This is a genomic window from Microcoleus sp. A6-C6, assembly GCF_036705955.1.
In the GTDB taxonomy this organism is placed as follows: Bacteria; Cyanobacteriota; Cyanobacteriia; order Cyanobacteriales; family Microcoleaceae; genus Microcoleus.
On the sequence record NZ_JAUBVR010000025.1, the window covers coordinates 21,124 to 46,000 of the forward strand.

17 protein-coding genes and 1 tRNA gene are annotated in these 24,877 nt (G+C 46.1%); 9 read left to right on the forward strand and 9 right to left on the reverse strand.

Features of this window, described 5'->3' with window-relative positions; all coding sequences use genetic code 11:
* Positions 1-176: 176 nt before the first annotated feature.
* Together QUB52_RS12555 and QUB52_RS12560 are read left to right on the forward strand one after the other, a co-directional pair.
* Positions 177-3,566 carry a PAS domain S-box protein gene (locus QUB52_RS12555; RefSeq protein WP_442923198.1) on the forward strand — a complete coding sequence of 1,130 codons (3,390 nt, stop codon included), beginning with the start codon at positions 177-179 and terminating at the stop codon, positions 3,564-3,566.
* A 176-nt stretch (positions 3,567-3,742) separates the two neighbouring features.
* The gene (locus QUB52_RS12560; protein WP_332974028.1) at positions 3,743-4,465 is read left to right on the forward strand and encodes a Uma2 family endonuclease; all 723 of its coding nucleotides are present in this window, start codon (positions 3,743-3,745) and stop codon (positions 4,463-4,465) included.
* A gap of 250 nt (positions 4,466-4,715) precedes the next feature.
* Here the strand turns inward: QUB52_RS12560 and QUB52_RS12565 are convergent, their stop codons facing one another.
* From QUB52_RS12565 to QUB52_RS12575, 3 genes are all read right to left on the reverse strand, one after another.
* The gene (locus QUB52_RS12565; protein WP_265235173.1) at positions 4,716-5,786 is read right to left on the reverse strand and encodes an ABC transporter permease; all 1,071 of its coding nucleotides are present in this window, start codon (positions 5,784-5,786) and stop codon (positions 4,716-4,718) included.
* Between the two features lie 274 nt (positions 5,787-6,060).
* Positions 6,061-7,194: an AI-2E family transporter gene (locus tag QUB52_RS12570; protein WP_265235174.1), complete on the reverse strand. Its 1,134-nt coding sequence runs from the start codon at positions 7,192-7,194 to the stop codon at positions 6,061-6,063.
* 84 nt (positions 7,195-7,278) lie between these two features.
* The gene (locus QUB52_RS12575) at positions 7,279-7,455 is read right to left on the reverse strand and encodes a hypothetical protein (RefSeq protein WP_332968672.1); all 177 of its coding nucleotides are present in this window, start codon (positions 7,453-7,455) and stop codon (positions 7,279-7,281) included.
* A gap of 111 nt (positions 7,456-7,566) precedes the next feature.
* Between QUB52_RS12575 and QUB52_RS12580 the strand changes: the two genes are divergently transcribed.
* Both QUB52_RS12580 and QUB52_RS12585 read left to right on the forward strand, forming a co-directional pair.
* Positions 7,567-9,360: an efflux RND transporter periplasmic adaptor subunit gene (locus tag QUB52_RS12580; protein ID WP_332974026.1), complete on the forward strand. Its 1,794-nt coding sequence runs from the start codon at positions 7,567-7,569 to the stop codon at positions 9,358-9,360.
* Positions 9,361-9,613: 253 nt separating this feature from the next.
* On the forward strand, positions 9,614-12,724 hold the full coding sequence (locus QUB52_RS12585) for an efflux RND transporter permease subunit (protein WP_332974024.1): 3,111 nt from the start codon (positions 9,614-9,616) through the stop codon (positions 12,722-12,724).
* Positions 12,725-12,797: 73 nt separating this feature from the next.
* Here QUB52_RS12585 and QUB52_RS12590 read toward each other — a convergent pair whose 3' ends face one another.
* The 4 genes from QUB52_RS12590 to tumA form a co-directional block, all read right to left on the reverse strand.
* Complete coding sequence (locus QUB52_RS12590; RefSeq protein WP_332974023.1) at positions 12,798-13,193, reverse strand: HEPN domain-containing protein; 396 nt, start codon at positions 13,191-13,193, stop codon at positions 12,798-12,800.
* Positions 13,190-13,510, reverse strand: a complete 321-nt coding sequence (locus tag QUB52_RS12595; protein WP_332974022.1) for a nucleotidyltransferase domain-containing protein — start codon at positions 13,508-13,510, stop codon at positions 13,190-13,192. Before QUB52_RS12595 ends, QUB52_RS12590 begins: the two co-directional genes overlap by 4 nt.
* A gap of 192 nt (positions 13,511-13,702) precedes the next feature.
* Entirely contained in the window at positions 13,703-14,083 is a 381-nt protein-coding gene (tumE, locus tag QUB52_RS12600; protein WP_265235180.1) for a toxin TumE, read from the reverse strand.
* A complete protein-coding gene (gene tumA / locus QUB52_RS12605) occupies positions 14,073-14,303 on the reverse strand; it encodes an antitoxin TumA (protein WP_265235181.1) in 231 nt (76 codons plus the stop codon). Before tumA ends, tumE begins: the two co-directional genes overlap by 11 nt.
* Positions 14,304-14,833: 530 nt before the next feature.
* On the opposite strand from tumA, the gene QUB52_RS12610 reads away from it, so the two are divergent.
* The 5 genes from QUB52_RS12610 (at position 14,834) to dpdE (ending at position 23,256) form a co-directional block, all read left to right on the forward strand.
* The gene (locus QUB52_RS12610) at positions 14,834-17,377 is read left to right on the forward strand and encodes a calcium-binding protein (RefSeq protein WP_332974020.1); all 2,544 of its coding nucleotides are present in this window, start codon (positions 14,834-14,836) and stop codon (positions 17,375-17,377) included.
* A gap of 278 nt (positions 17,378-17,655) precedes the next feature.
* Positions 17,656-17,727, forward strand: a tRNA-Gly gene (locus QUB52_RS12615).
* A gap of 54 nt (positions 17,728-17,781) precedes the next feature.
* Positions 17,782-18,729, forward strand: coding sequence for an oxygen-dependent tRNA uridine(34) hydroxylase TrhO (gene trhO, locus QUB52_RS12620; protein WP_332974019.1), 948 nt, complete (start codon positions 17,782-17,784; stop codon positions 18,727-18,729).
* A gap of 321 nt (positions 18,730-19,050) precedes the next feature.
* Positions 19,051-19,707, forward strand: a complete 657-nt coding sequence (locus QUB52_RS12625) for a glutathione S-transferase (RefSeq protein ID WP_332974017.1) — start codon at positions 19,051-19,053, stop codon at positions 19,705-19,707.
* A gap of 213 nt (positions 19,708-19,920) precedes the next feature.
* Complete coding sequence (dpdE, locus tag QUB52_RS12630; protein ID WP_332974014.1) at positions 19,921-23,256, forward strand: protein DpdE; 3,336 nt, start codon at positions 19,921-19,923, stop codon at positions 23,254-23,256.
* 46 nt (positions 23,257-23,302) lie between these two features.
* Here dpdE and QUB52_RS12635 read toward each other — a convergent pair whose 3' ends face one another.
* Together QUB52_RS12635 and QUB52_RS12640 are read right to left on the reverse strand one after the other, a co-directional pair.
* Positions 23,303-23,584 (reverse strand): hypothetical protein, encoded by a 282-nt coding sequence (locus QUB52_RS12635; protein ID WP_332974013.1) that lies wholly within the window; start codon positions 23,582-23,584, stop codon positions 23,303-23,305.
* A gap of 132 nt (positions 23,585-23,716) precedes the next feature.
* Entirely contained in the window at positions 23,717-24,877 is a 1,161-nt protein-coding gene (locus QUB52_RS12640; protein WP_332974012.1) for a pentapeptide repeat-containing protein, read from the reverse strand.

The window sequence follows — 24,877 nt, forward strand, 5'->3', positions numbered from 1 at the left end:
TAAAAATGGCATAGCAAGCTCTGTAAGGCTTACAGGGGGGTTGAAAAACTGTCCTGACTATTGATATCTAGGGCATCTTTTAAACGACAAACGATATGCAAACCCGATCGGTGTCAAAATAATATTAATGTTATTGAAAACTCTGAGCAGTCGAAGAAATGAAAAGCTCGCCTAAGATGTCACTGAGCCTTGTCTTGTTGATGCCGCTGGTGGTGCAAATCTCCGTAGCAGTTGGCGTCACTGGATGGCTATCGTTTCGTAATGGTCAGAAAGCCGTCAATGACCTTGCAACCAGGTTAAGCTTGGAAGTTGCAGCCAGGACTAAAGAAAATTTCCGCAGTTTTGGAGAGGTGTCTCACCTGTTCCTGCAAATGAATACTGCTGCGATCGCCTCTGGAAACCTAGACCCTGATGACTTCCCCAACTTAGAGCGTTATTTGTGGAACCAGACCAAGCTGAGCGATCGAACTACAACCATCTACTACGGCGACGAACAGGGCAAATTCCTCTTACTCAAACGCGAAGCAGAAGAATTAGTATACATCAGAGACGAATCAACTGCTCCCAACCGCCAAATTTATCGCCTCGACAGCCAGGGAAATCGCACTGAACTCATCCAAACCGCTGCCTACGACCCCCGTAATAGACCGTGGTACCAAGCTGCCAAACAGGCAGAAAAAGCTACTTGGTCTCCGATCTACGTCTTCACGGCCTCGCCAGTTCTGGGGATTACGCCGGTGATGCCGATTTACAATGAAACAGGAAAACTGCGGGGGGTATTGGCAATTGACCTGACTCTTTCTCAAATCAGTGATTTTCTTAAAAGTATCAAAATTAGCCCGTCTGGAGAAGTTTTTGCGATCGAACGCAGCGGCGAAATAGTCGCCAGTTCCACAGATGAATTGCCCTTTATCACTGACAACGACGGACAAAAACGGCTGTTGGCGACTAGGAGCAAAAATTTGCTAATTCGATCGGCATCCACGTACTTGCAAAAACGATTTGGCAGTTTTGCAGAAATTGACACCCAAGGACAGTTTACCTTCGATATAGACGGCAAACGTCAATTCATTACGGTTGCTCCCCTGCGAGACGGCCGCGGTCTGGATTGGCTGATTGTCGTAGCAATCCCGGAAGCAGACTTTATGGAGCAAATTAACGCCAACACTCGCACAACTATCTTATTGTGTTTTTTTGCGTTCATATTGGCGATCGTCCTGGGAATTTTCACCTCTCGCTGGGTTGTCACACCAATTACCCGATTGCTGGAAGCTTCCAAAGCTTTAACAAAAATGTCCGAATCTGCCGACTTCACCTCCGCCGAATTAGACGGCGAAGTTGAAGTCAAAGGTGTCAACGAACTCGGCGTCCTGGCTCAGTCTTTCAACCAGATGGCGAGACAATTGCGAGCATCTTTTGTAGCCCTAGAACAAACTAACTCCAGTTTAGAACAGCGAGTAGCAGAGCGGACTGCCGAACTCGAAGCCGCCGAAGCAGAATTGCGGGCTTTGTTTGCAGCTATGAACGAATTAATTATAGTTGTGGATGCCACGGGCCGCTATTTAAAAATCGCGCCCACAAATATATCCCTGCTCTACAAACCAGCCGAAGAATTAGTTGGCAAAACTGTCGGAGAGCTGTTTCCCCAAGCTAAAGCCGACATTTTTTTGCACCACATTCGAGCAGCTTTAGATACTCAGCAAACTGTCAGCATCGAGTACGATTTAACCATTGACAACCGCGAAGTTTGTTTTGCCGCCAGCATTTCGCCACTTTCAGAAGAATCCGTAATTTGGGTAGCCCGCGACATTACTGAACAGAAACGAGCCGAATCAATGCGGCGGATGAGGCAAAAACAATTGCTCAAACAAAATATGGTTTTGCTAGAATTGGCAAGAAATAAAGCGCTATATCGAGGCGATTTGCAAGTAGCTTTGAGGGAAATCACCGAAGCCGCAGCTCATACCCTAGATGCAGAAGTAGCCGGAGCGTGGTTGTACGACCAAAGTCGATCGAAACTGCAATGTCTCGACCAATTTCACCGCACCAACAGCCAGCATTCTCAAGGTAGTGAACTCGCAGTAGCAGACTATCCAGTTTATTTTAAAGCTTTGGAAGAAGACCGGACGATCGCAGCCGATGACGCTCTCTCAGATATCAGAACCAGAGAATTTGTGGCATCTTACTTTACACAAAATGACACTAAATCAACCTTAGATGCGCCGGTGCGATTGGGAGGACAAACAGTCGGAGTCATCTGTATCGAACAGGTGGGAATTGCTCGCAACTGGACGGTAGAAGAACAAAATTTTGCTGCTTCCCTCGCAGATTTGGTATCATTGGCGATCGAAGCTAGCGATCGCGATCGGACACAAACCGCACTCCGCCAAGCAGAACAAAAATACCGCAGCATCTTTGAAAATGCAGTCGAAGGCATTTTTCAAACCACCCCAGAAGGCCGCTTCTTGAGCGTAAATCCATCCTTAGCCCGCATCTACGGCTACGCAACACCCGAAGAATTGACATCAAATCTCACAAACATCAGACAGCAGGCTTACGTCAATCCTCAGCAGCGCGAGAAGTTTATGCGAGTGATGCAAGAATTCGGACAAATTTCCGGGTTTGAGTCACAAGTTTACCGCGTTGACGGCAAGGTAATTTGGATTTCCGAAAGCGCCCGTGCAGTGTGCGACAGCGACGGCGAGGTACTCTACTATGAAGGGAGCGTCGAGGATATTAGCGATCGCAAAGTCTTTGAATCCGCCTTGCAACTCGCCCTAGAAGCAGCCCAAACAGCTTCCACCGCAAAAAGTGCATTTTTGGCAAACATGAGCCACGAACTGCGAACACCTCTGAATGCCATCATCGGCTACAGCGAAATGCTCCAAGAAGAAACCGAAGAATTGGGTTACGATGAACTCACCTCAGATTTAGACAAAATCCGCACATCCGGCAGACACTTGCTATCACTAATAAACGATATTCTCGACATTTCTAAAATCGAAGCAGGCCGCATGGATCTCTACCTAGAAACCTTCGACATCGCCACATTGATTGCAGAAGTCGCCGACACCGCCATGCCACTAATTGATAAAAATCATAACACTTTAAACTTACAGCAAATTAGCAATATCGGCACTATGCACGGTGACATTACCAAAGTGCGGCAAATTTTATTAAATTTGCTGAGCAATGCCGCCAAATTTACTCAAAATGGTACAATTACCCTCACCGCCAGCCGACAAGAAATCGCCAGCGATAGCAGCGCAGCGAGACCAGAAAACAATTCTGAACCTGCGGTAAATTCTCCATCCTCAAATCCCAGTAAAGAATTTTTAGTAATTAATTGTACAGATACAGGAATTGGCATGAATCCACACGAGTTGCAGCACATTTTCCAACCCTTTATCCAAGCAGATGCTTCTACCACGCGCAAATACGGCGGCACAGGTTTGGGACTAGCAATCAGCCAGCGTTTTTGCCTCATGATGGGTGGCAATATTTCAGTAAACAGTCAAGTCGGTGTTGGTTCTACTTTTACGATCCGCTTACCTCTAAATAATTAGCAGAAAGCACAAAAGTAAACACAGCTTGTTCAAGCTGTATCTTATAACAGTCCTGCACGCAAAGTGTCCGTACATGGTGTTTTTAAGCGGGGCAATCCCCCCGCTTAAAAGCTCCTACACCTGGGTATAGTGCATAATTCCTATTATAATAGGAATTAGTTTTGAGGAAAGCCGCAATGTTACAGTACAACTTGCCGAGGAACTTGCCCTCAGCCGATGAACTACCAGACTCGGATGAAACCCCTGTGGATAATGAACTGCAAGAACTAATACCGGGGTTGTTAAAGGCAATCTTGCTGATACTTTGGTCAGAACGCATGGACTGGTTTTTTGGCATAGATATGGGTGTTTATCATCACCCGGACGAACCACCCATTGTCCCAGATGCTTTCTTAAGTTTAGGAGTAGAACGGTTTTACGACGAAGAATTACGCCCCAGTTACGTGCTGTGGGATGAAAATGTCATGCCACTTTTCGTGCTAGAAGTGGTTTCCCCAACTTATCGCAAGGAATACAGCACAAAATTAGACACTTATCAAGCTTTAGGCGTACTTTATTACGTCATTTATTCTTCCCGCCGCCGTCGTAAACCTCATTTAGAAGTACACAAGTTAGTCAATGGGAAGTATGAATTACAACAGCCAGGACATCCAGTTTGGATGCCAGAAATAGGTTTGGGGATTGGTTGTGAAAGGGGAAACTATTCTGGGGTGACAAGAGAGTGGTTGTATTGGTATGATGCCGATGGCAAACGCTATCTGACACCTGAAGAACAGGTGAAACAGGAAGCGCAGCGCGCCCAACAATTAGATCAGCGCGCCCAACAATTAGATCGGCGCGCCCAACAATTAGCTCAACGATTGCGGGAGTTGGGAGTAGATCCAGATAGTCTGAACTAATTGCAGTCAGTAATTCGCTTTTTGTGATGAGCTTCAGTTGCCCAAATCCACTTTAGTTCTTCTTTTGTTTGGCGGTGCGTGAGTCTCTGTTTTTAAGTGCGAAATCCGGGATTTTTCTCTCATATCCTGTCCGGTTGAACAGTTGTCATTCCCAAAGAAGTGAAGAATCTCGCCATTTCGGCTCTCACGACGACGTGAGAGCTTGACTCATGACAACCAAGCTTTACGGCAAATATTTTGAGAGTATTGTTTAATTCCTTTGAATGCTGCGCGGATCTAGAGCATCCCGCAACCCATCTCCCAATAAATTAAACGCCAAAACAGTCAAAATAATCAGTGTCGCCGGAGGCCAAACTAACCAGGGCTGCAAAACTAAAATTGAAGCATTAGTAGACAGCGATAGCAAATTTCCCCAAGAAGGATCAGGCTGTTGAATTCCCAAGCCAATTAAACTCAAAACCGACTCCGCTACAATAAAACCCGGAACCGATAAAGTAGCAGAAATAATTACATAAGTTGCAGTTTGTGGCAAAACGTGGCGGACTATAATATAAATTGGATTTGCGCCCATAGCCCGCGCTGCTTGCACAAATTCTAGCTGTTTGATTGACAGTACCTGACCGCGAATTACCCGCGCCAAACTCGCCCAACTGATAAATGAAGTAATCAGCACAATCAATATAAATCGCTGAGCGCTTGTCAATCCGGGGGGCAACACTGCTGCTAGCGCTACTAATAAATAAAGACCAGGAATCGTCATCAATACTTCGGCGAATCGCATTAAAATACTGTCAATCCAACTGCCGAAATAACCTGATATTCCTCCAACTAACAATCCCAAGGGAAAAGAAATTGCTATGCCAACTAAACCAATGCTGAGGCTAATTCTGCTGCCATGTACTAAGCGGCTGAATTGATCGCGAGCTTGTTCATCCGTGCCTAAAATGTTAATTTTGCCTTCTCCTGTAGTGCCAAACAAGTGCCTGTCGAATGGTAAAATTCCTAAAAACTTATAGGGAGAACCTTTGACAAACAAACCGACAGCAGAGGGTTTTTTCCAGTCTACAATTACCTCGCGAGCGCCCGTATTCGCATCCACTGGACCCTGAGTTGTCGGATAAACGTGCGGCCCGATAAATCGCCCATCTTTGGTACTTAAATAAATCTGAGTTGGGGGCAGCAAGGAAGCGTTTAATTGAGAGTCGTAGGGGTCGTAAGGTGCCACAAATTCGGCGAAAAGTGCGACTGTATAAAAGATTAACAGCACCACTGCTCCCAACCGAGCTAGAGGATTTTTTTTAAGATTTTGCCACCATTTCATAGGTTTTAGGTTTTAAATTTTAAGTGTGTTCGTAGTGAGGACTTTAGTCCTTCTTTCGTTCGTAGTAAGCTGTTTTGCAGTTAAATTGTATATTCGGAACGGCGTCGAAGCCCATTCCACAATACTTGACAATACTTGGACTGATTTTTGACCCACACTTTAAATGTATAACAGCTTAAGGACTTGAGTTATTTCTTAACGAAATCCGTAGCAAGGGCTGATTTCCTTGCTAATATAAATTTTGAGGACTGAAGTTCTTACTACAAACCTTCGACTATTTTTGTTCATCTGCAACCAAAATTATTTTATTTTCATTTTCCTCAATTTTGCCCAATTCCTCGCCGCTAAAGGGATTGTAGAAAAATGAGCCTGTTTGCGGTGGCAATTTGGGATTGAGTACAATTTCTACGATACTTTTGACAACCCCAGTCAGCGGAATTGCCAGGATAACTCCTAACAATCCTCCCACTCTACCTCCTAATAGTAAAGCTGTAAAAATAATTACCGGACTCAACCCCGTGAGATTGCCCATGATGCGGGGAGCTACTAAATTATCCTTGATTTGCTGGAGGCCGATCGCAACTGCCAACACTTGCAGCGCCAGCCACCAATCGATAAATGCTACAATTATAGTAACTGCTCCAATGCCCAACGTGGCTCCGATAAACGGAATTATTTCTGTCAACCCTATAAACACGGCAAACAACAGAAAAAATGGAACTTGCAGCCACCAAAAAGCCAGTGTTAGTAAAATCGCCATAAATAGTCCCAGCAATAACTGGCCAGATACAAATCGTTGGAGGTTTCGCTGCAAAGTATCGGTTAAAACATAGCGAATATCCGGCGAAAAAATGCTGGTCAAACCCTGCCACACTCTTTGACCATCTAGCAGCATATAAAATGAAATTACCAGGATAAAAATTAAGTCGAGAAACCAGTTGAAAGTGCCGACAACTAAGCCTAAACTTGTACCTGCGATTGCTTGCACTTGTTCCTGGACTTTGGCTGATAACTGCTGTTCTAATATTTGCACATCAAAGGGCAAATTGCGATCGGCACTCCATACTTGAAATTCACCTAACTGCTGCCGCGCCGACTCCAGTAATTCCGGGAATCTCACGCCCAATTGCCTCGCTTGGCTGAACACGGGTGGTACAATAGTTAGACCAATTACTACTACTAGCAAACCCGCAGTTAAATAAACTAGCCCCGCAGCTACTCCTCGTGGCAAAAATACTTGCAGTCTGATTACGGCATAATTTAATAAGAATGCAATGAGTCCGGCTGTTACTAAAATGCTGACCAGTTCCCCCACGTAACTGATTGCAGTTAGGGTAAACCATCCCGTCACTAGGACTAGCAACCAAGTAATTAGAAACTGTTGGATGGGAGTAAAGACATTATTCATTGGGATTTGTGTCAATTAAACTGGCAGGATTTTTTCAGCCGATGTGCCGTATTATACGACAAACAGATTATAAATTAGCAATAATTAGTTCAAGATTAGGCTTAATTTTCTGAGAATTGATGAGTTTGTGACGGCAAAACCGCGAATAGAGATAATATCAGCCCGATCGCCCGAACGATCGCCAATCACGCTAATATTACTTTGCTCAGGAGCCCGATCGAAATCGCCGCTGCAACCGGAAATCTGGCCACACTCACCCAAAAGGAGGACGCGCGACTGCTCAGCTCATCGGCTAAAATGAACTACATATTAATCTCGAAATATTTCTTTACAATCAAAAATCAAGGGCTCATAGCGGCGAGAGGAACTACCGTGACAAATCAAATTTTTTCAGAAGCAGAAGAAAAGCAACCTCTTCGCCCCGTGCAGAGCGGGCGCGACAGGAATTTAGTAGCGGAAGTGCCTGAAAGTGGGGTTCCAGACCAATCTCGCTGGCAATTTCCCCCAGAGGAAGATGAACGAGAAGTGGCGCTAGAAGTTCCAGAAATGACTGGGAAACAATCAGAAGTTTGGGAGCCAGCAGCAACGGAAGTTCCTCCGAGCAAAGGAATCAGGTGGACGACTATGTTGGCGGGCGTGGGAATTGGGGTGGCTGCAACGCTGGCGGGCGTACACTTGATTGCGGAAAAAAGTGCGCGCCCCGTAGTGACAGCCCCAGTGGCGGCTCAGTCAGCAACTGCTCAGACTGTCACTGTGGCGGCTGTGGAATCTGCCGAGGTGGCTCAAACTCTGGAAGCGACGGGCACTGTGGCGGCTTACGATTTGCTGCCGGTGTTGCCGCAAGCCAACGGTTTGCAAATCAAGCAGGTTTTGGTGAAGGAAGGGGATGCGGTAGAAAAAGGTCAGGTAATGGCGGTTTTGGATGATTCGGTGTTGCGATCGCAAATTGCCGCAGCGGTTGCTAAAGTACAATCGGCAGATTCTACGGTAGAACAAGCGCAAGCTCAGGTGCAGCAAGCTCAGTCAACTCAACAAGAAACTGAAGCTGGGGTCGCCCAAGCCGTAGCTGGCGTTGAAAAAGCCGTCGCTGATTTGGCGCAAGTTAAAACAGGTGTCGGCCAAGCTGAAGCTGGCGTGAATCAAGCTAAAGCTGGCGTCGAGCAGGCTAAGGCTGGCATTGCTTCCGCCCAGGCTAAATTAGCTCAAGCCCAAAGAGAGGTAAATCGCACCCAAAATTTGGCTACGCAGGGAGTGATTAGCCAGCAAGATTTGGAAAAGCGCAAGACGGAGCGAGAAACTGCTGTTCAAGATGTGAACAAAACTAAGGCTGATTTGAATAAAGCTGTAGAAGAACAGAACAAAGCGGCGGAAGAAGTGCGATCGGCTCAAGCTAAAGTAGTTAATGCCGAAGCTAATATCAGTACCGCGCGAGCAGCACTGCTCAGTGCCCGCGCTAAGGTGAATACTGCGGCCGCAACTGTCAGCAGCGCTAGAGCAAATGTGGGAAACAATGCAGCAAGTGTTCGCAGCAATAATGCACAAGTCCAACAGTTGCAAACTCAACTCGAACAAACTATAGTTCGGGCGCCGGATAGCGGTATTGTGTCGGAAAGAATTGGTCGAGTTGGGGATGTTTCTGCGGGGAATCAAAAATTATTTTCGATTATTCGCGAAAACAAGCTCGAACTGCAATTGAAAGTGCCGGAAACTCAGGTTGCACAAGTACAACCGGGAACGGCGGTGCAGATTACTTCTGATTCTGATAAGCGGATTAAATTGTCGGGAACTGTGCGAGATATTTCGCCGTTAGTTGACCCGCAAAATCGGCAGGCTACGGTGAAGATTGATTTGCCTGGAAGTGAGTTTTTGCGATCGGGAATGTTTTTGCGCGCTTCAATTTCGACGGCGACGACGCAAGGTTTGAAAGTTCCTGCTAAGGCTATTTTACCACAGTCTGACGGGAGTTCTATTGTTTACAAACTTGTGGGCGAGGACAAGGTGCAGGCTCAGCCGGTGGTGGTTGGGGAGATTACTGGGGGCGCGGTTGGGGATTTGACGAGTGCTAAGGTTCAGATTAAAAAAGGGCTGAAAGCGGGGGATAAAGTGGTTGTTGCTGGTGCTGGTTATCTTAAGGATGGCGATCGGGTTAAGGTCAGCAGTCAGTAGTCAGTTGGCAGTAGTCAGTTGGCAGTTGGCAGTTGGCAGTTGGCAGTAGTTATTATAGGGTGCGTCAGGTCAGAATTTGGCTACTACAAACTAATAATTTTCCCCTGACGCACCTTACTATTAGTTAGTTAATACATATTTGGAGCGGGCAAGATGCCGAATAAAGAGAAGAGAAGAAAAAGAAAATCAAGAGTTATTAATAACGGCCATTTCCACTGTCAATTGTCAACTGTTAACTGTCAACTGTTTAAATATGTCTTTTAATATTTCGGCTTGGTCGATTAAACAGCCTGTCCCGACGATTGTTTTATTCTTAATTCTGACAATCGGGGGTTTAGTATCGTTTCCGGTTTTAGGCATTGATGATTCACCTAATATCGATATCCCTTCTGTTTCGATATCCGTCAGCCAACCGGGGGCAGATCCAGCAGAACTTGAATCTCAAGTTACGAAAAAAGTAGAAGATGCTGTGGCGGGTTTGGGGAATATTGACCACATTATTTCTACTGTTAATGATGGTTCTTCTAATACGACTGTTAACTTTTTGTTGGGTACAAATAGCGATCGCGCTACGAATGATGTCCGAAATGCGATCGCCCAAATCCGCCAAAGCCTGCCGCAAGATATTAACGATCCGGTTGTCAAACGGGTAGAATTTGCCGGCAGTTCCATCATGTCCTACGCCGTGGTTTCCGATCGCCAAACGGTAGAACAGCTAAGCGAATTAATCGACCAAAACATCAGCCGCGTCCTCCTCTCCGTCAAAGGTGTGGCTCAAGTGCAGCGCATTGGAGGCAGAGATAAGGATATTCGAGTTGATTTAAACCCCGAACAATTGCAAAGTCTGGGGATTACAGCTACCCAAGTTAACGATCAAATTCGCAATTTTAACATCAATCTTCCCGGTGGCAGAACTGAAATCGGCAATTCCGAGCAAACAGTCCGCACCATCGGCAGTGCCAAAACTATCGAACAGTTGCAAGCTTATCAAATTACTTTGCCTAAAGGCGGTTTTGTGCCGCTTTCCAGTTTGGGAAAAGTTGAGGAAGGCTACTCGGAAGCGCGTCAGGGCGCGCGGCTCAATAACAAGCCAGTCGTGGCTTTTGCCATCCTCCGCAGCACCGGCAGCACTCTGGTGACTGTGGAAGAAGCGGTGCGGGAAGCTGTTAATAAAATGGAAAAAACTTTGCCAACCGATGTCAAGCTGGAACTTATTTATACTTTAGGAGATCACATCCGAGATTCCTATGAAGCTTCTGTGGATGCTTTGATTTTAGGGGCGGTTTTAGCGATTATCACAATTTTTATTTTTCTGCGGGATTGGCGGGCTACTTTGATTGCTGCTGTGGCTTTGCCGCTGTCGGCAATTCCTACTTTTGCTGTGCTGAGAATGGTGGGATATACGCTTAACAGCATGACTTTGTTGGCGCTGTCGCTGGTGGTGGGAATATTAGTCGATGATGCGATCGTCGAAATTGAAAATATCGAACGCCATGTCGGGATGGGGAAAACGCCTTATCAAGCTGCTTTGGATGCTTCTGCTGAAATTGGTTTGGCTGTCGTTGCGACGACGATGACGATTGTTTCGGTATTTGCACCGGTGGCTTTTATGCCGGGAATTCCTGGTCAGTTTTTTCGACCTTTTGGGGTGACGGTTTCGGCTTCGGTGTTGTTTTCGCTGTTAGTAGCCCGCACCGTGACTCCGATGATGGCGGCTTATATGTTTAAGGAGAAAGGGCATCATCAGGAACTCAAAAAAGACCAACTTTCTTATCAGTATCGCCGGCTTTTGACTTGGGCGCTGAAGCATCGGGCGATCGTCCTAATTTTAGGTGTAGCCTTGTTTTTCGGCAGTGTTCAGTTAATTCCTTTCATTCCGACAGGGTTTATCGATCGCGATGATACCGGACTTTCGACAGTCTCGATCGAATTACCGCCCGGTTCTACCTTGTCACAGACAGATTTAGCAGTGCAGCAAGCAACTAAATTATTGCTCGCCCATCCAGCCGTAGATAGCGTTTTGGAGACTGAAGGTGCTCCGACAGTATCCGGGGGCGCAGGTGGCGGCGGAGGGGGCGCTAGTGGCGTAAATACAGCTAGTCTGTACGTGAAATTGAAGCCTGCCAATCAACGGATTAAGCAACAGCGGTTTGAGGAGGAAATGCGGCCGAAACTTACCGATGTTCCGGGTGTGCGACTGAGTTTTGCTCAAGGGCGTGTCGGCGGTAGGAAGCAAATGTCGATCGTCCTTAAGAGCGAAAATGCGGAAGCTTTAACTAAAACTGCTGAAACTCTCACGCAACAAATGAGGCAAGTTACGGGACTGATTGAAGTACAATCTAGCGCCAGTTTGGTAAAGCCGGAGATTTTGGTGAAACCCGATCCGATTCGGGCGGCGGATCAGGGTGTTTCGGTGCAGCAAATTGCTCGAACTGCTTCTTTGGCAACGATTGGAGATATTGACTCGAATCTTGCTAAGTTTGATTTGCCGGACAGACAAATTCCGATTCATGTAATGTTAGCGTCGCAGTTTCGCAGCGATATCGAAACAATTAAGAACCTGCAAATACCGGGTAAAAATAATACTTTTGTGCCGTTGAGGGCGGTGGCTGATATTACTTTGGGCAGTGGGCCTTCTCAGATCGATCGCTATGACAGAGCTCGTCAAGTATCTGTAGAGGGCAATTTGTTGCAAGGTACGACTTTAGGAGAAGCTGTTGCTGCGGTGAAGAAACTGCCTGCAATGAATCCTTTACCACCTGGTGTGGAACAGGAATCTTCTGGTGATGCGAAGGTAATGCAGGATATTTTCAGCGGTTTTGCGGGAGCTTTGGGAACGGCGGTATTGTTTATTTATGGTGTGTTGGTGCTGTTGTTTGCGAACTTCTTGCATCCGATCACAATTATGGCCGCATTACCTTTATCTCTGGGTGGTGCGCTGCTAGGACTTTTGGTGGGTCAAAAATCTCTCGGTTTGTACGCTTTGATTGGCGTGGTGTTGCTGATGGGAATTGTGACGAAGAATTCGATTTTGTTGGTGGATTACGCGATTATGAATCAGAAGGAAGGCGAACCGATGTATGAGGCGACGCTGGATTCTGGTGTGGCGCGGTTGCGGCCGATTTTGATGACAACTATTGCGATGATAGCTGGGATGATGCCGATCGCGCTAGGAATTGGTGCGGGATCTCAGGTGCGGAGTCCGATGGCGATGGCGGTAATTGGCGGTTTGATGACTTCTACGCTGTTGACTTTGGTGGTGATTCCGGTGGTTTATACCTATATGGATGGTTTGCAAGTCTGGGTTTTTAATCTGGTGCGGGGGAAGAAAAAACGGGAAGGGCGATCGAAGTTCTCTGGGTAGGGAAATGGTACGAATGTTGAGAAAAAGAGGTAAAGTGCGATCGACCTCCATATCAAAACATACTGTCTATCATTTAACGAGATGGTGGAGGAAGCGAATCAATATTAGCTAGGGCAAAATTGAGAAAGTATTCTGTCCGCGATATCAGTTGTTCAGCATCGGTTTCTGTGATATTTGGATCGACATTATAATCAGCTCTCAGACGGGTTCTTTCAGCATCAATTAGGTAGCGGTGCAATTCTACTGGAACTCGATTAGTGCGAGCGAAGCGTTCCCCAAAAGCAGCGATAACGGCTGAGTGCCTGGAATAGGATAGTCCTTCGGCTTCTAAAAATGCTGTGGCTAGATAAAACATCGAATAGTAAGCACGGGAAGTAGCAAATTCAGGAAAACCGGTATTATTCAATTCTCTCGCTGCTTGCAAACTTCTATTGGCTTTGTCGAGTAGTCTTTGTTGTTCTGGAGTCAAATCGCCAACCCTTCTTGTCGAATGTTGCGAAAGAAACCATTATTGTGCTGACTAAACTGCTCGTCAGTGGCAAATGCACAGCTAATCAGCACATTATATTCTAAACACAATTCGGCAATAAAAATACTAATTCGATCGCTTTCTTGAGAGTAGTTAAAGGAATTTTTGAGAACAATTAAGAGATCGATATCGGAGTCTGGTCTAGCATCACCTCTGGCTTGGGAGCCAAAGAGGACAATTTTGTCTAATTGTTCGCCGTAAAGTTTTTTGAGACCTTGCTGAGTTTTTGTGATAATTGTTTGGATTTGTTCATTCATATTTCCTGAACAGTGGTATTTAGCTAATTTGTATTAGGTCACAATTCTACTATAGCAAAAAGGGCGTGAAGCGTAGCTATCCCGTAGGGTATCGCCCTTTAGGCGTTGAGAAAAATAGTGTAAAAGGCGATCGACCTTTTGGCATGGGAAGGTCGAGATTCCTGTGTGTGGCCACAATAGCGATCGTTGTTCTTACCCCAATATCTCAGTTGCTTCTTTTATAACTTGAGTTATTTCAGGTTTTTCAGAAGCAATTACGTCATTGGGCAAGTGCTTGTGATGCGGAAAGTTGGGGAGATTGGGAAAATGAGGTGTGCTGTCATAGCGAAAAATTAAGCAATTATTTTGATTTTGAAAGTGGTAACGGTAATCGAGAAATTCTAATTGATTGTCTGCGATGATTGCTTCATTTATTTCTAGTAAGTGAGTTTGATTGAAACGCAATCTAATTCTGAGATTAGCCCGTTTTGGTGTCAAAATTTCTTCGTCATACCGTTCGACATAAACATTGCTACACTGTAGAATTGCTAGCTCCACTCGATCGAGGTAATCAGATAAGATGTTAGGCAGCATAATTCAGTCGTTGTGCTAGTTCTTGGTGCAAAGCTACGTAATGCCGATAATCATTAGCCCATTCGATAAATAGAGCGTCATCGGATAATAGTCCTCGATTATATTGGTTAAAGAATTCTTCTGAGTCCATTTTTTGCTGATTTTCATACAGGCTCAGTCGCTTGGAAACGGCAACTAAGGCATCTAATGGTGATGTATATTGAATAGTCTGTTTACGCATTTGTGGCTTACTCCTGCAATAGATTTATTTGTGGAAATAAAACTTATAAATGCTTTAATTTTAGCAAATTGCTGATGCGCTTTGTTACGATGCTTTCTCCGTCTGGGTACAACGATCGACGTGATCGCATTTGATGACTGACGACAACAGAAAAAGTGATCGCCCTTCGGTGAGCAAAAATAGTCAAGGGATCTCGCCCTTTGGATATCAAAAAGGGCGATCGGGCTGCCTGTGCCCACAATAGCGTTACTCTTACCCTACACATATCCTGTCTGGCGGCTGTCGATCGTGATCGGGCGATCGTTGCTTAAGTCTGTTAATCGATCGGTGCGTATTTACAAATTTTGGCGATCGTTCAAATATGCAGAGAAAAATAATAACATCTTTTGTCGCAAATAAAACAAAATCTGTCGCACAAAAAAAACTTTGAAAATTCGCATAATTTTTGAGGAAAAGCCCTGATAGATAAATAAGGTCTAGGGCAGATGTCAAAATCGCCCTCGCCTGTTATTCGTAAAGCAGGAACAAAAATGGCAACACTTCTCGGTACATCCTTAGATGACATTCTCGTCGGCACGTCAGCCGATGACAGCATCTCAGGCGGCGAAGGCAATGACACCCTCAGTGGCTTAGATGGCAATGACACTCTGGATGGCGGTTTCGGTAACAACAGCCTCAGTGGGGGCGCAGGAAATGACATCCTCAGTGGCTTTGGCAAAAGTACCCTGGATGGAGGGTCAGGCAATGACAATCTTAGAGGCCTTGACAATAGCATCTTAGATGGCGGTACTGGCGATGATGTACTGGGGGCAGATGGTCAAAACATCAGCCTGTTTGGCGGTGAGGGGAATGACTTTCTTTATGGCGATAATTTCTCCTCAAATAACACCTTAGATGGAGGTGCTGGCGATGATACGCTTACTGCCTCCAGTAGCGATGGCGGCATGGTGTTGCGAGGAGGTGGAGGCAACGATAGCTATGTATCTCCATTCGGTGGAGCATCAAGTCAGATTCAGGACACCGCTGGCACAGATAGACTCTCCGTTAGAACTTTTTCCGTAGCGGGCACAGAGGTTTCTCTATCCTTGTCACCTGGAAAGCTAGGATTAGCTCGACAAGGTACTAGCCTGCTGATTGACACCAACGGAGATGGGATTGCCAGAGCTACGGATGACTTGGTGATTTTAGACTTCTTCGGTGCATCACCGACTGTTGCAGGTGCAGGCTTGATCGAAACCATCAATAACCTCTCTGGTAGCCAGATCCTCGCAGCTAATCTCACTGAGGTTACCGTAGCAGGCGGGATCAATATCATCACAGGAACTTCGGGCCCTGATAACCTCATCGGTACTGCCGGCAATGACAACATCGCAGGCTTAGATGGCAATGACACTATCAGTGGCTTAGATGGCAACGACACCTTACTCGGCGGTGCAGGAAACGACAACCTCAGTGGGGGTGGAGGAAATGACTCCCTGATTGGTGGCTTAGATGGCAGTGACACGCTGGATGGCGGTGCAGGCAATGACTATCTTAGCGGCTATAGCAACGGCAGTCTCGCTGGTGGCGATGGAGATGACACGCTGTATGGAAGTTTCTCTTCAACTTTGGATGGCGGTGCGGGCAATGACTATCTTAGCGCCTTTGGCGATAGCACCTTAGATGGCGGTCTTGGCGATGATACGCTGAATGGTGGTGGGGGCTCCGGCAACGTGATCAAAGGTGGTGCAGGTAGTGATCGCTATCTAATCTCGGAAAACGGGTCAAATCAGATCCAGGACACTGGTGGCATCGATAATGTGCAGATTGGTTCTGGTACCCCCCCACCCAACATTTCCACCGCATTAGCAGCAGGAACTACGGGATTAGGCCGACAAGGTACAAGTCTGGTAGTTGACATCAACAAAGACGGAATCGCCAACCCTGCGGATGATTTGGTGATTTTAGACTTTTTCGGTGCATCGCCGACTGTTGCAGGTGCAGGCTTAATCGAAACCATCAACAACCTCTCCAGTACCACGATCCTCGCAGCCAATTTACCAGAGGCCCCCGCACCTGTTGTCACAACACCAACACCTGCGGTAACAACACCAACACCTGCGGTAACAACACCCACACCTGCGGTAACAACACCAACACCTGCGGTAACAACACCGATACCCGTAAGACTACCGACACCGGAAACCACACCCACACCCGCAACCACACCCACACCAACACCTCCACCCTTCACGCCCGCGATCGCACAGTCGATCGCACAGCCGATCGCGCCCACATTCACCAACCGGCCCGCACCAAGCGAATTACCGCAGGTTTTGGGCACCAGCGGCAACGATGCGATCGGTGGCAGCGAAGCCAACAATATCTTGTATGGCAACGCTGGAAACGACACCGTGGGAGGCAATGGCGGCGACGACATCGTATTTGGCGGCAAAGGCGATGACGGCTTATTCGGCGATGTCGGCAACGACCTCTTGTTTGGCAACCTCGGCAACGACACCCTTGTCGGCGGCGACGGTGCAGATACCGCATTGGGCGGCAAAGCTGACGATTTGATATTTGGCGGCGCTGGTAACGATGTCCTCGGAGGCGAACTCGGCAACAATACTTTACTCGGCGGCGAGGGTAGCGATACTCTGTACGGCGGTGAAAATAATGATGTCTTGTTTGGCGGTAGCGGCAACGATTTCCTCTACAGCACAAAAGGTAACGATATCTTGGTTGGTGTTGACTATACAGGTGCTAATCCCGGACGCGGCGAAGTCGATACGCTGATTGGCGCAGATGGCAGCGATACTTTCTTGCTGGGAAATGCTACCGATTTGTACTACAACGACGGCATCGATAGCAGCACTGGCGCAGCCGACTACGCTTTGATTGTCGGCTACAACCCCAGTAACGATATCATCCAACTTCAAGGCGCTCCGAGCACCTACAGGATCGGCGCTTCTCCCGCTGGATTGCCGGAGGGTGCTGCTATTTTCAAGAAGACTGCGGGTGCTGACGAGTTGATCGCGATCGTCCAACCTGTTTCTGGTTTTGCGCTTGACAGCAACTCTTTGCGCTTTGTTTAAGGGTTGAGGGCGATCGGGCGATCGCTCCTCCAGTTTCTCCAATAGCCCCGGCGGTTGAAACCGCGGCTACACAAACGATGTCCGCCTCCGCGGACTGAAGAGTAGAAGTATTAGTCCTGCCTTTCGTGCAGGACTTTTTTTGTCGGGATGGGCGATCGACCACCAAAAATTAATTCTCAAAATGGTTGACTCAGAATCGCAAAATCGTTGTATAATGTTTTTTAGGTCATTTTTTACTGCAACGCCTCAAAGGTAAAAGCAAGTAAAACAGGCTAAGCGCGGACGTAATTCAGTGGTAGAATGTCAGCTTCCCATGCTGAACGTCGTGGGTTCGAGCCCCACCGTCCGCTTTAACTGAATTTTCATATTTATATGAAAATCAATTAGTGTTATCAATTCGATCTATGGCTAATTTCTTAACCGCTGCATTATATAAGTTCGTTGAACTATCAGATTTTGCCGACCTCAAAGCACCGCTACTCGATTGTTGCAACCACCACAACGTCAAAGGCACTATCTTGTTGGCAGCAGAAGGCATCAATGGCACGATCGCCGGTTCATCCGAGGGCGTACACGCAGTGCTCGCATTCTTGCGCTGTGACGCGCGTTTTGCTGATTTGGTTCACAAAGAATCTTTCTCAGAAAAAGCACCGTTTTACCGCCTAAAAATACGCTTAAAACGCGAAATCGTCACGATGGGAATACCCGATATTAATCCATCCCTCATGGCTGGCAAATATGTCAAGCCCGATGAGTGGAATAAGCTGCTTGATGATCCTGATGTTGTCGTAGTTGATGTGCGTAACAACTTCGAGGTATCTATGGGTACTTTTGCAGGCGCTATTAATCCCAAAACAAAAAGCTTTTCCGATTTGCCTGAATGGGCGCTCAAAGAAGCTGCTTTACGCGATAAACCTAAAGTGGCAATGTTTTGCACCGGTGGTATTCGCTGCGAGAAATCTACTGCTTTTTTGCGATCGCAAGGCTTTAATGAAGTCTATCATCTCGAAGGCGGGATTTTAAAATATTTGGAAACGGTGCCGGAAGCAGAAAGTCGTTGGGAAGGTGAATGTTTTGTCTTTGATGAACGGGTTTCTGTTGTTCATGATTTAAAGCCTGGTAACTACGAACTTTGTCGCGGTTGTCGTCACCCGATTAGTCAGGAAGATAAAGCTTCTGAATTATTTGTACTTGGCGTGAGTTGTCCTCATTGTCATGACTCGAAAACTGAAACTAAAAAACAAGGCTTATCTGAGCGGCAGCGTCAAATTGAGTTGGCTAAGCGTCGCAACCAAGCACATATCGGCGCACACTATGATGCTAAGGAAAAAGCGGATAGTGCGATCGATTAATAGTATTAGGAATCTCAAAGAAACCGGGTTTCTCTGAAAGATCTGGCTTGGTGACGTGAAATCTAGAAAGAAACCCGGTTTCTGACTCTAAAACCTTCCTGATGACTAATGACTAATGACTAATGACTACTGACTAATGACTAATGACTAATGACTACTGACTAATGACTACTGACTAATGACTACTGACTAATCCTATAGCGGTTCTCAGAAAGATGAGGTATGCCCTATGCCCGGTTTGGCCTATGCCCACGGAGGCCTATGCCCTATGCCCTATGCCCTATGCCCAGTCGTACCTCACCTTTTTGAGAAAGGCTATATATGTCACCAACCTACCCAATTTTGTATTCCTTCCGCCGCTGTCCCTATGCTATGCGCGCGCGCTTGGCGCTGATGGTTAGCAATCGCGCGTGTGAGTTGCGGGAAGTTGTTTTACGAGACAAACCACAAGAAATGTTAGATGTATCTCCGAAAGGTACAGTGCCGATATTGATTGATGTTGACGGGCGGGTACTCGATCAAAGTATTGATATCATGTTGTGGGCATTGGGACAACATGATCCTCAAAAATGGTTGATGCCAGAACAAGGTTCTGTGACAGAAATGCTAGCACTAATTGCTCAATTTGATGATAGATTTAAATATCATCTCGACCGTTATAAATACCCTGAGCGTTACCCTGGTGTTGATGCTCAAGTGCATCGATATGAAGGTGCTTTATTTATCGCAAAACTCAATGCACAGTTAAGGGCGAACAAATATTTATTTGGTAATAGTGTAGCATTAGCTGATATGGCGATCGCACCTTTCGTCCGTCAATTCGCCCATACCGATACAGGTTGGTTCAACCAACAGCCTTGGATGCCTCTACAAGCTTGGTTAACAGCCTTCACAGACTCGGAAATCTACGCTAGTATTATGCACAAATACCCGAAATGGGAATCTGGCAATGCAGGCGTTGTTTTTGGGCGATCGTAATTACGTATTCTGATAAGCTGTCTCACATTTAATTTATAACTTAAACTCTTGTGGCGCGGGCATCCTGCCCGCGATCTAGCTTAAATTCAAATGCCAAATAGCCGATCGAATCCGGTGACATTAGAATTATACTATTACCCGCAATCAAGATGCAATGTTATTCTCGTCGCTCAGGCGTTAGTGTATTCTAATAGGTATTGTCAGGTTGAAATTATGATTGATGTTGGTTCGTTAGTTCGATCGCCCAAAAACGATATGGGAATCGGAAAAGTTGTCGAGGTATCACACCCCGATGCCGTAATTGAATATTTTTGCTCAGTAAAAAACCGCATCCGCAAAACTGTACCCCTCGGTTTGCTACAAGAAGCCCGACTTCAGCGCCAAACCCGCTGCTACCTCTGGAGCACAAGTCAGGAAAGATGGATAATTGGCCGAGTTTATGACTGGGATGAAGATAAATTAGAGTACGAAATTGACCTCCCCGATAGCCAAAGTTTGCAAGCTGTCGAAACCCAACTTTACGTGCGCTGCAATATCCCGATCGCCGATCCGATCGACATTTTAGCAGTCAAAGGTCAAGAAACGCCGTATTTTCACGATCGCCGATTGGCATTTGTCCAATCTGCGATCGAACAGCGTGCCGTCAGCCGTGGTATGACCGGATTAATCTCTGCGAACATAGACCTGTACCCGCACCAAGTTGAAGTCGTGCGGCGCGTCTTAGAAGACCCAATCGTGCGCTATTTATTGGCAGATGAAGCCGGATTAGGCAAAACAGTAGAAGCTGGGACAATTCTCCGCCAATTTCTACTGGACGATCCCAACGGGCGCGCTGTGGTTATCGCTCCCAAATACCTACTCGAACAGTGGCGGCAAGAATTAGAAAATAAATTCTATTTGTCTCATTTTGCTGACAGAGTGCAGCTTGTTTCTCTTACCGAAATCAATCAAATTAGCCGCAACGCTAACCTCGATTTTCTGATTGTTGATGAAGCACAGGATCTGGCGGCAATGGCTAATTCTGGCGATCGCAATCAGCAACAATCCTTTGAACTTTGCCAGAAACTCGCTCACAAAAGCAAAAACTTATTGTTATTATCAGCAGCGCCAGTCGTCGGCCGCGAGCAAGATTTTCTAACGATGTTGCACTTGTTAGATCCCACAACCTATCGTCTTGAAGATTTGGAAAATTTCAAGGAACGAGTACAAAGCCGTCACGAAATTGGTCGTACTTTACTGGATTTTCGAGAAACAACACAGCCTGCTGTTTTGCAAACAAAACTTGCTGAACTCCGCACTCTTTTTGCTAAAGATGATTATTTAATCGGATTAGCAAAGGAATTAGAAAAATGCTTGAAAACCGCAGATACTGAAGAAAAATCTCGCCTAATCCGAACTATTCGCACCCACGTTAGCGATACCTACCGCCTCCATCGCCGGATTCTCCGCAATCGCCGAGATGCGGTGGAAGATGTAATTTTCGATCGCGATACTGTCCCCAAAGCCGAGTACGATCTGAATGACGAACAGTGGTCAGCAATTCAAACTGTACTCGATAAATGGCGCGCTGCTGCTCCCAAATCTAGCGAATATCAGAGGATTTTTCTGCTATTTTTCCGCGCTTCCGGTACTTGGTTGAATGTTTTGGAACGGGTGATCAAAGCTCGTTTGCAGAAGAAATCAAGTCCAGAACTCGATCGCGATTTTGGACAAAGTGACACGGCGATTTTGACTCGAACTGCGCTGTTTTCCGAAGAAAGGGAACTTCTCGAAACCTTACTCAACACCGTGTCAAAGGTCGAGGAAGGGTTCGATCGACTGGGTTTGTTACGAATCGCAATTTTGCGATTTTTGGCAGTTGCTTTGAAGGTTCCGCGCGAGTATCACACCAATCCTCGCGATTTGCTCTCCAGAATTCAACAGCAAATTAAACGACCGATTCCGGGCGAGCGTTTCCCGAAAATTGTGATTTTTACCAGTTTTACGATAACTTGTCAAGAAATTGCGGAGAATTTATCTAAAATCTTTGGTAAAAAGGCGATCGCCAGCCATGACATGGCCAAGTCTGCGGATGATGTGGAGGATAGTCTGCATCGGTTTAAGACTGAACCGCATTGTTTTGTCTTGGTGTGCGATCGATCGGCAGAAACAGGCGTAAATCTGCAATTAACAGATTGGTTAGTCCACTTCGATGTACCGTGGTTTCCCAACCAGTTAGAACAAAGACTCAGCAGAGTCGATCGCATTGGTAGCAAAATGGGAGTCCAATTTTGTTTGTTTGCAGGCCCGGATATGCCCGACAGTCCCCACGAAGCTTGGTTTCAAGTCTTGAAAAACGGGTTTGACATCTTCAACAAATCTATTTCCAGCCTTCAGTTTTATGCTGACAAAAAGCTCATTCAACTTGAAGAAAAGTTGTTTACTGAAGGAGCAAAAGGCTTATCAAGCGAACTTGAATCGATTAAAACTGAAATCGAACAAGAGAAAATCAAAATCGATGAACAGTACGCTCTCGATGAAATAGACACACTCGATGACAGCGCATCTCAGTATTTTGAATCCCTCGACAACTGCGATGCAGGCCATAAAGAAATGCAGCGGGCGGCGGAAGGTTGGCTGTGTCAAGCTCTCCACTTCAAACAAGTCGAACATCCGAGTATCTCTGGTTTGATGCGCTATCAACCTACTCAAAAAACCTTAATTCCCTCCAAGGATTTGACAACTCGATTAGTTCCCTATTGTCAGCAATACGGTAGTTACAATCGGCGCATTGCTCATCAAAATACCGATGTGGTTCTTTACCGAACTGGCGAGGGATTAATTGATGCACTGGGCGCTTATGTTCGCTGGGACGATCGGGGTCAAGCTTTTGCGATGTGGCGCCACGATGAAAGTTGGGATGCTGCGGAAGGGAAGGAATGGTTTGGCTTCCAATTTAATTATTCAATCCAGACTGATGTGCAGCCTGCCGCTCTAGTTTTGCAAGCACAAAACATCGAAAATTACAACTTGAAAGCTTTGCAGCGCCGCGCCGATGCTCTGTTTCTGCCAACTTTTGAAACGGTGTATGTAGATGCTCGCAGCGAACAAATGTCTCTGGTAGAAGATGCGGAAGTTCTGGCAATTTTGCAGCGGGGTTATAAGGGGAAAGGCGGCCCGAATCGGGATTACAATTTGTCGAAAAATCGTACTTCGATGATTGACAGTTTTGTCGATCCGCTGGATTGGGATGATTTTTGTCAAAAGGGGCGGGTGGTATCTGAGGAATTGCTGCGCGGGCGTGAGGCTTTTGTCGAAATGTGCAATAATTCCGCTATCAGTGCTGCAATTCAACTTGAAAACCGGGTGAATCAATTGCAATTACGTTTGAATCGACTTTCTAAATCGGCACAACTTTTAGAATCGGTTTTGGCTGATGAAATCAGTACGGAAAGTGCGTTGAGTCAAGCGGTTTTAGCGGGAATTCGCCGCCCGCAGATAACTCTGGAGTCTGTGGGATTTATTGTGATTTCTGGGCGTGCTCCTGTGAAATCGGAGGATGAGGGATAATTTAGCTATAAATTCAAAAGAATACGCAGTCTTTCCTCTACCATTATTAATGTTGTTGGAGAGACTGTGCCCCACGGTTCAAAAAGTCTAAACCATCCTCTAAAGTGGTGTCCCAGAGCGATCGTTCTTCAAGTTCTTCTTGCCAAGCTTCGGGGTTATTGCGTAGAGCAATATAAGCTTGGTTTGCTGCTTCTAAAAACTGTTGTCTTCGGTATTGTTCGATTGCTTGTTCGAGAACTGCTTGGATTGATTTGCCAGAACTGGCAGATAGTTCTGCGAGGATTTTATAAAATGTATTGTCGATCGTAACTGTAGAAGTTTGATTCATGTTAGTTTTTTACTTGCTCCAACGTTACCCAACTATCATAGCTCGTATTGAAGACACATTTTTATCAAGCGACTCAATACAGATGACGACAACCCTTAACTTGACGGATGTTGTGCCTTCTAAACAAAAACTTTACAGCAGTGCAGGGATAAGTTCGTCTTGCGGGAAGATTGCACCTCGCTTTTCTAGTTCGTACTTTGCATCTTCATCAAGTCCGACATTGTTACCAAATCGAGCACTTTCTACTTTGGCGGTGCTCAGGTTTGTTGCCGTCAAATTAGCATTGTGCAAATTGGCATTGCTTAAATTAGCATTGCTTAAATTAGCATTGCTTAAATTGGCATTGCTCAAGTCTGCATCGCTCAAGTCTGCATCGCTCAACTCGGCAGTCCACAAGTCGGCATCGCTCAGGTTGGCACCGCTCAGGTTGGCAAAGATCAGGTTGGCAAAGATCAGGTTGGCACCGCGCAGGTTGACAGCGCTCAGATTGAAACCGTTCAGGTTGACACCGCTCAGTTTGGCACCGCTCAGGTTGATACCGCTCAGGTTGACACCGCGCAGGTCGGCACGGATCAGGTTGACACCGCTCAGGTTAGCACCGCTCAGGTTGACACCGCGCAGGTCGGCGCCACTTAAGTCAGCGCGACAAAGTTTTATGTTTGTTAGTTTAGCATTGCTTAAGTTAGCCGAACTCAGATCAGCACGACTCAAATCGGCATGATCTAAGTTTGCACCGCTGAGATTGAATCTACTCAATTTGCAGCCAACTGCTTTAACACTACTTAAATCAGCTCCTGCTAAATCTTCATCTGGATTTAGACCAGCCTGTTTCATCAATTCCGATAAATTATCTGTATCTGCTTCAAGGATTTGTTTGATGTCATTTGCAAGCGATTCAGACTCACTAGAGTTAGGAAGTTGCGATTGTCGTCCCTCAAATTTAGTCGGTTCAGACTCACTGGTATTAGGAATTTGCGATTGCGTCGTTCCACTCGCAATGACAGGATTATGTTTGAGTTCCGATTGCGTCGTTTCAGTCGCAATGACAGAATTATGTATTATCTGAGTCTGTCGCGCATAAAATTTAGTCAGTCGCTTTTCTTCGCTCCAAGCAACAAACGCAATTCCCCCAACTACACTTAACCCTACTGTCAAAGCTGGTGGATTTCCTCCTGTCAGCAACAGCATCCCCAACAAACCAACACCAACTTGAGCCGTTTGCTTTACTAAAGAATTTAATCCAGCTTCAGCTTCTTGATAAAGACTAATTTGTTTGCGGTTGACTAAAGTCAT

Coding starts and splice junctions, on each gene's coding strand:
- QUB52_RS12555 (WP_442923198.1), top strand. CDS start 177: ATGTCACTGAGCCTTGTCTTGTTGATGCCGCTGGTGGTGCAAATCTCC.
- QUB52_RS12560 (WP_332974028.1), top strand. CDS start 3,743: ATGTTACAGTACAACTTGCCGAGGAACTTGCCCTCAGCCGATGAACTA.
- QUB52_RS12565 (WP_265235173.1), bottom strand. CDS start 5,786: ATGAAATGGTGGCAAAATCTTAAAAAAAATCCTCTAGCTCGGTTGGGA.
- QUB52_RS12570 (WP_265235174.1), bottom strand. CDS start 7,194: ATGAATAATGTCTTTACTCCCATCCAACAGTTTCTAATTACTTGGTTG.
- QUB52_RS12585 (WP_332974024.1), top strand. CDS start 9,614: ATGTCTTTTAATATTTCGGCTTGGTCGATTAAACAGCCTGTCCCGACG.
- QUB52_RS12595 (WP_332974022.1), bottom strand. CDS start 13,510: ATGAATGAACAAATCCAAACAATTATCACAAAAACTCAGCAAGGTCTC.
- tumE (WP_265235180.1), bottom strand. CDS start 14,083: ATGCTGCCTAACATCTTATCTGATTACCTCGATCGAGTGGAGCTAGCA.
- tumA (WP_265235181.1), bottom strand. CDS start 14,303: ATGCGTAAACAGACTATTCAATATACATCACCATTAGATGCCTTAGTT.
- QUB52_RS12610 (WP_332974020.1), top strand. CDS start 14,834: ATGGCAACACTTCTCGGTACATCCTTAGATGACATTCTCGTCGGCACG.
- trhO (WP_332974019.1), top strand. CDS start 17,782: ATGGCTAATTTCTTAACCGCTGCATTATATAAGTTCGTTGAACTATCA.
- QUB52_RS12625 (WP_332974017.1), top strand. CDS start 19,051: ATGTCACCAACCTACCCAATTTTGTATTCCTTCCGCCGCTGTCCCTAT.
- dpdE (WP_332974014.1), top strand. CDS start 19,921: ATGATTGATGTTGGTTCGTTAGTTCGATCGCCCAAAAACGATATGGGA.
- QUB52_RS12635 (WP_332974013.1), bottom strand. CDS start 23,584: ATGAATCAAACTTCTACAGTTACGATCGACAATACATTTTATAAAATC.
- QUB52_RS12640 (WP_332974012.1), bottom strand. CDS start 24,877: ATGACTTTAGTCAACCGCAAACAAATTAGTCTTTATCAAGAAGCTGAA.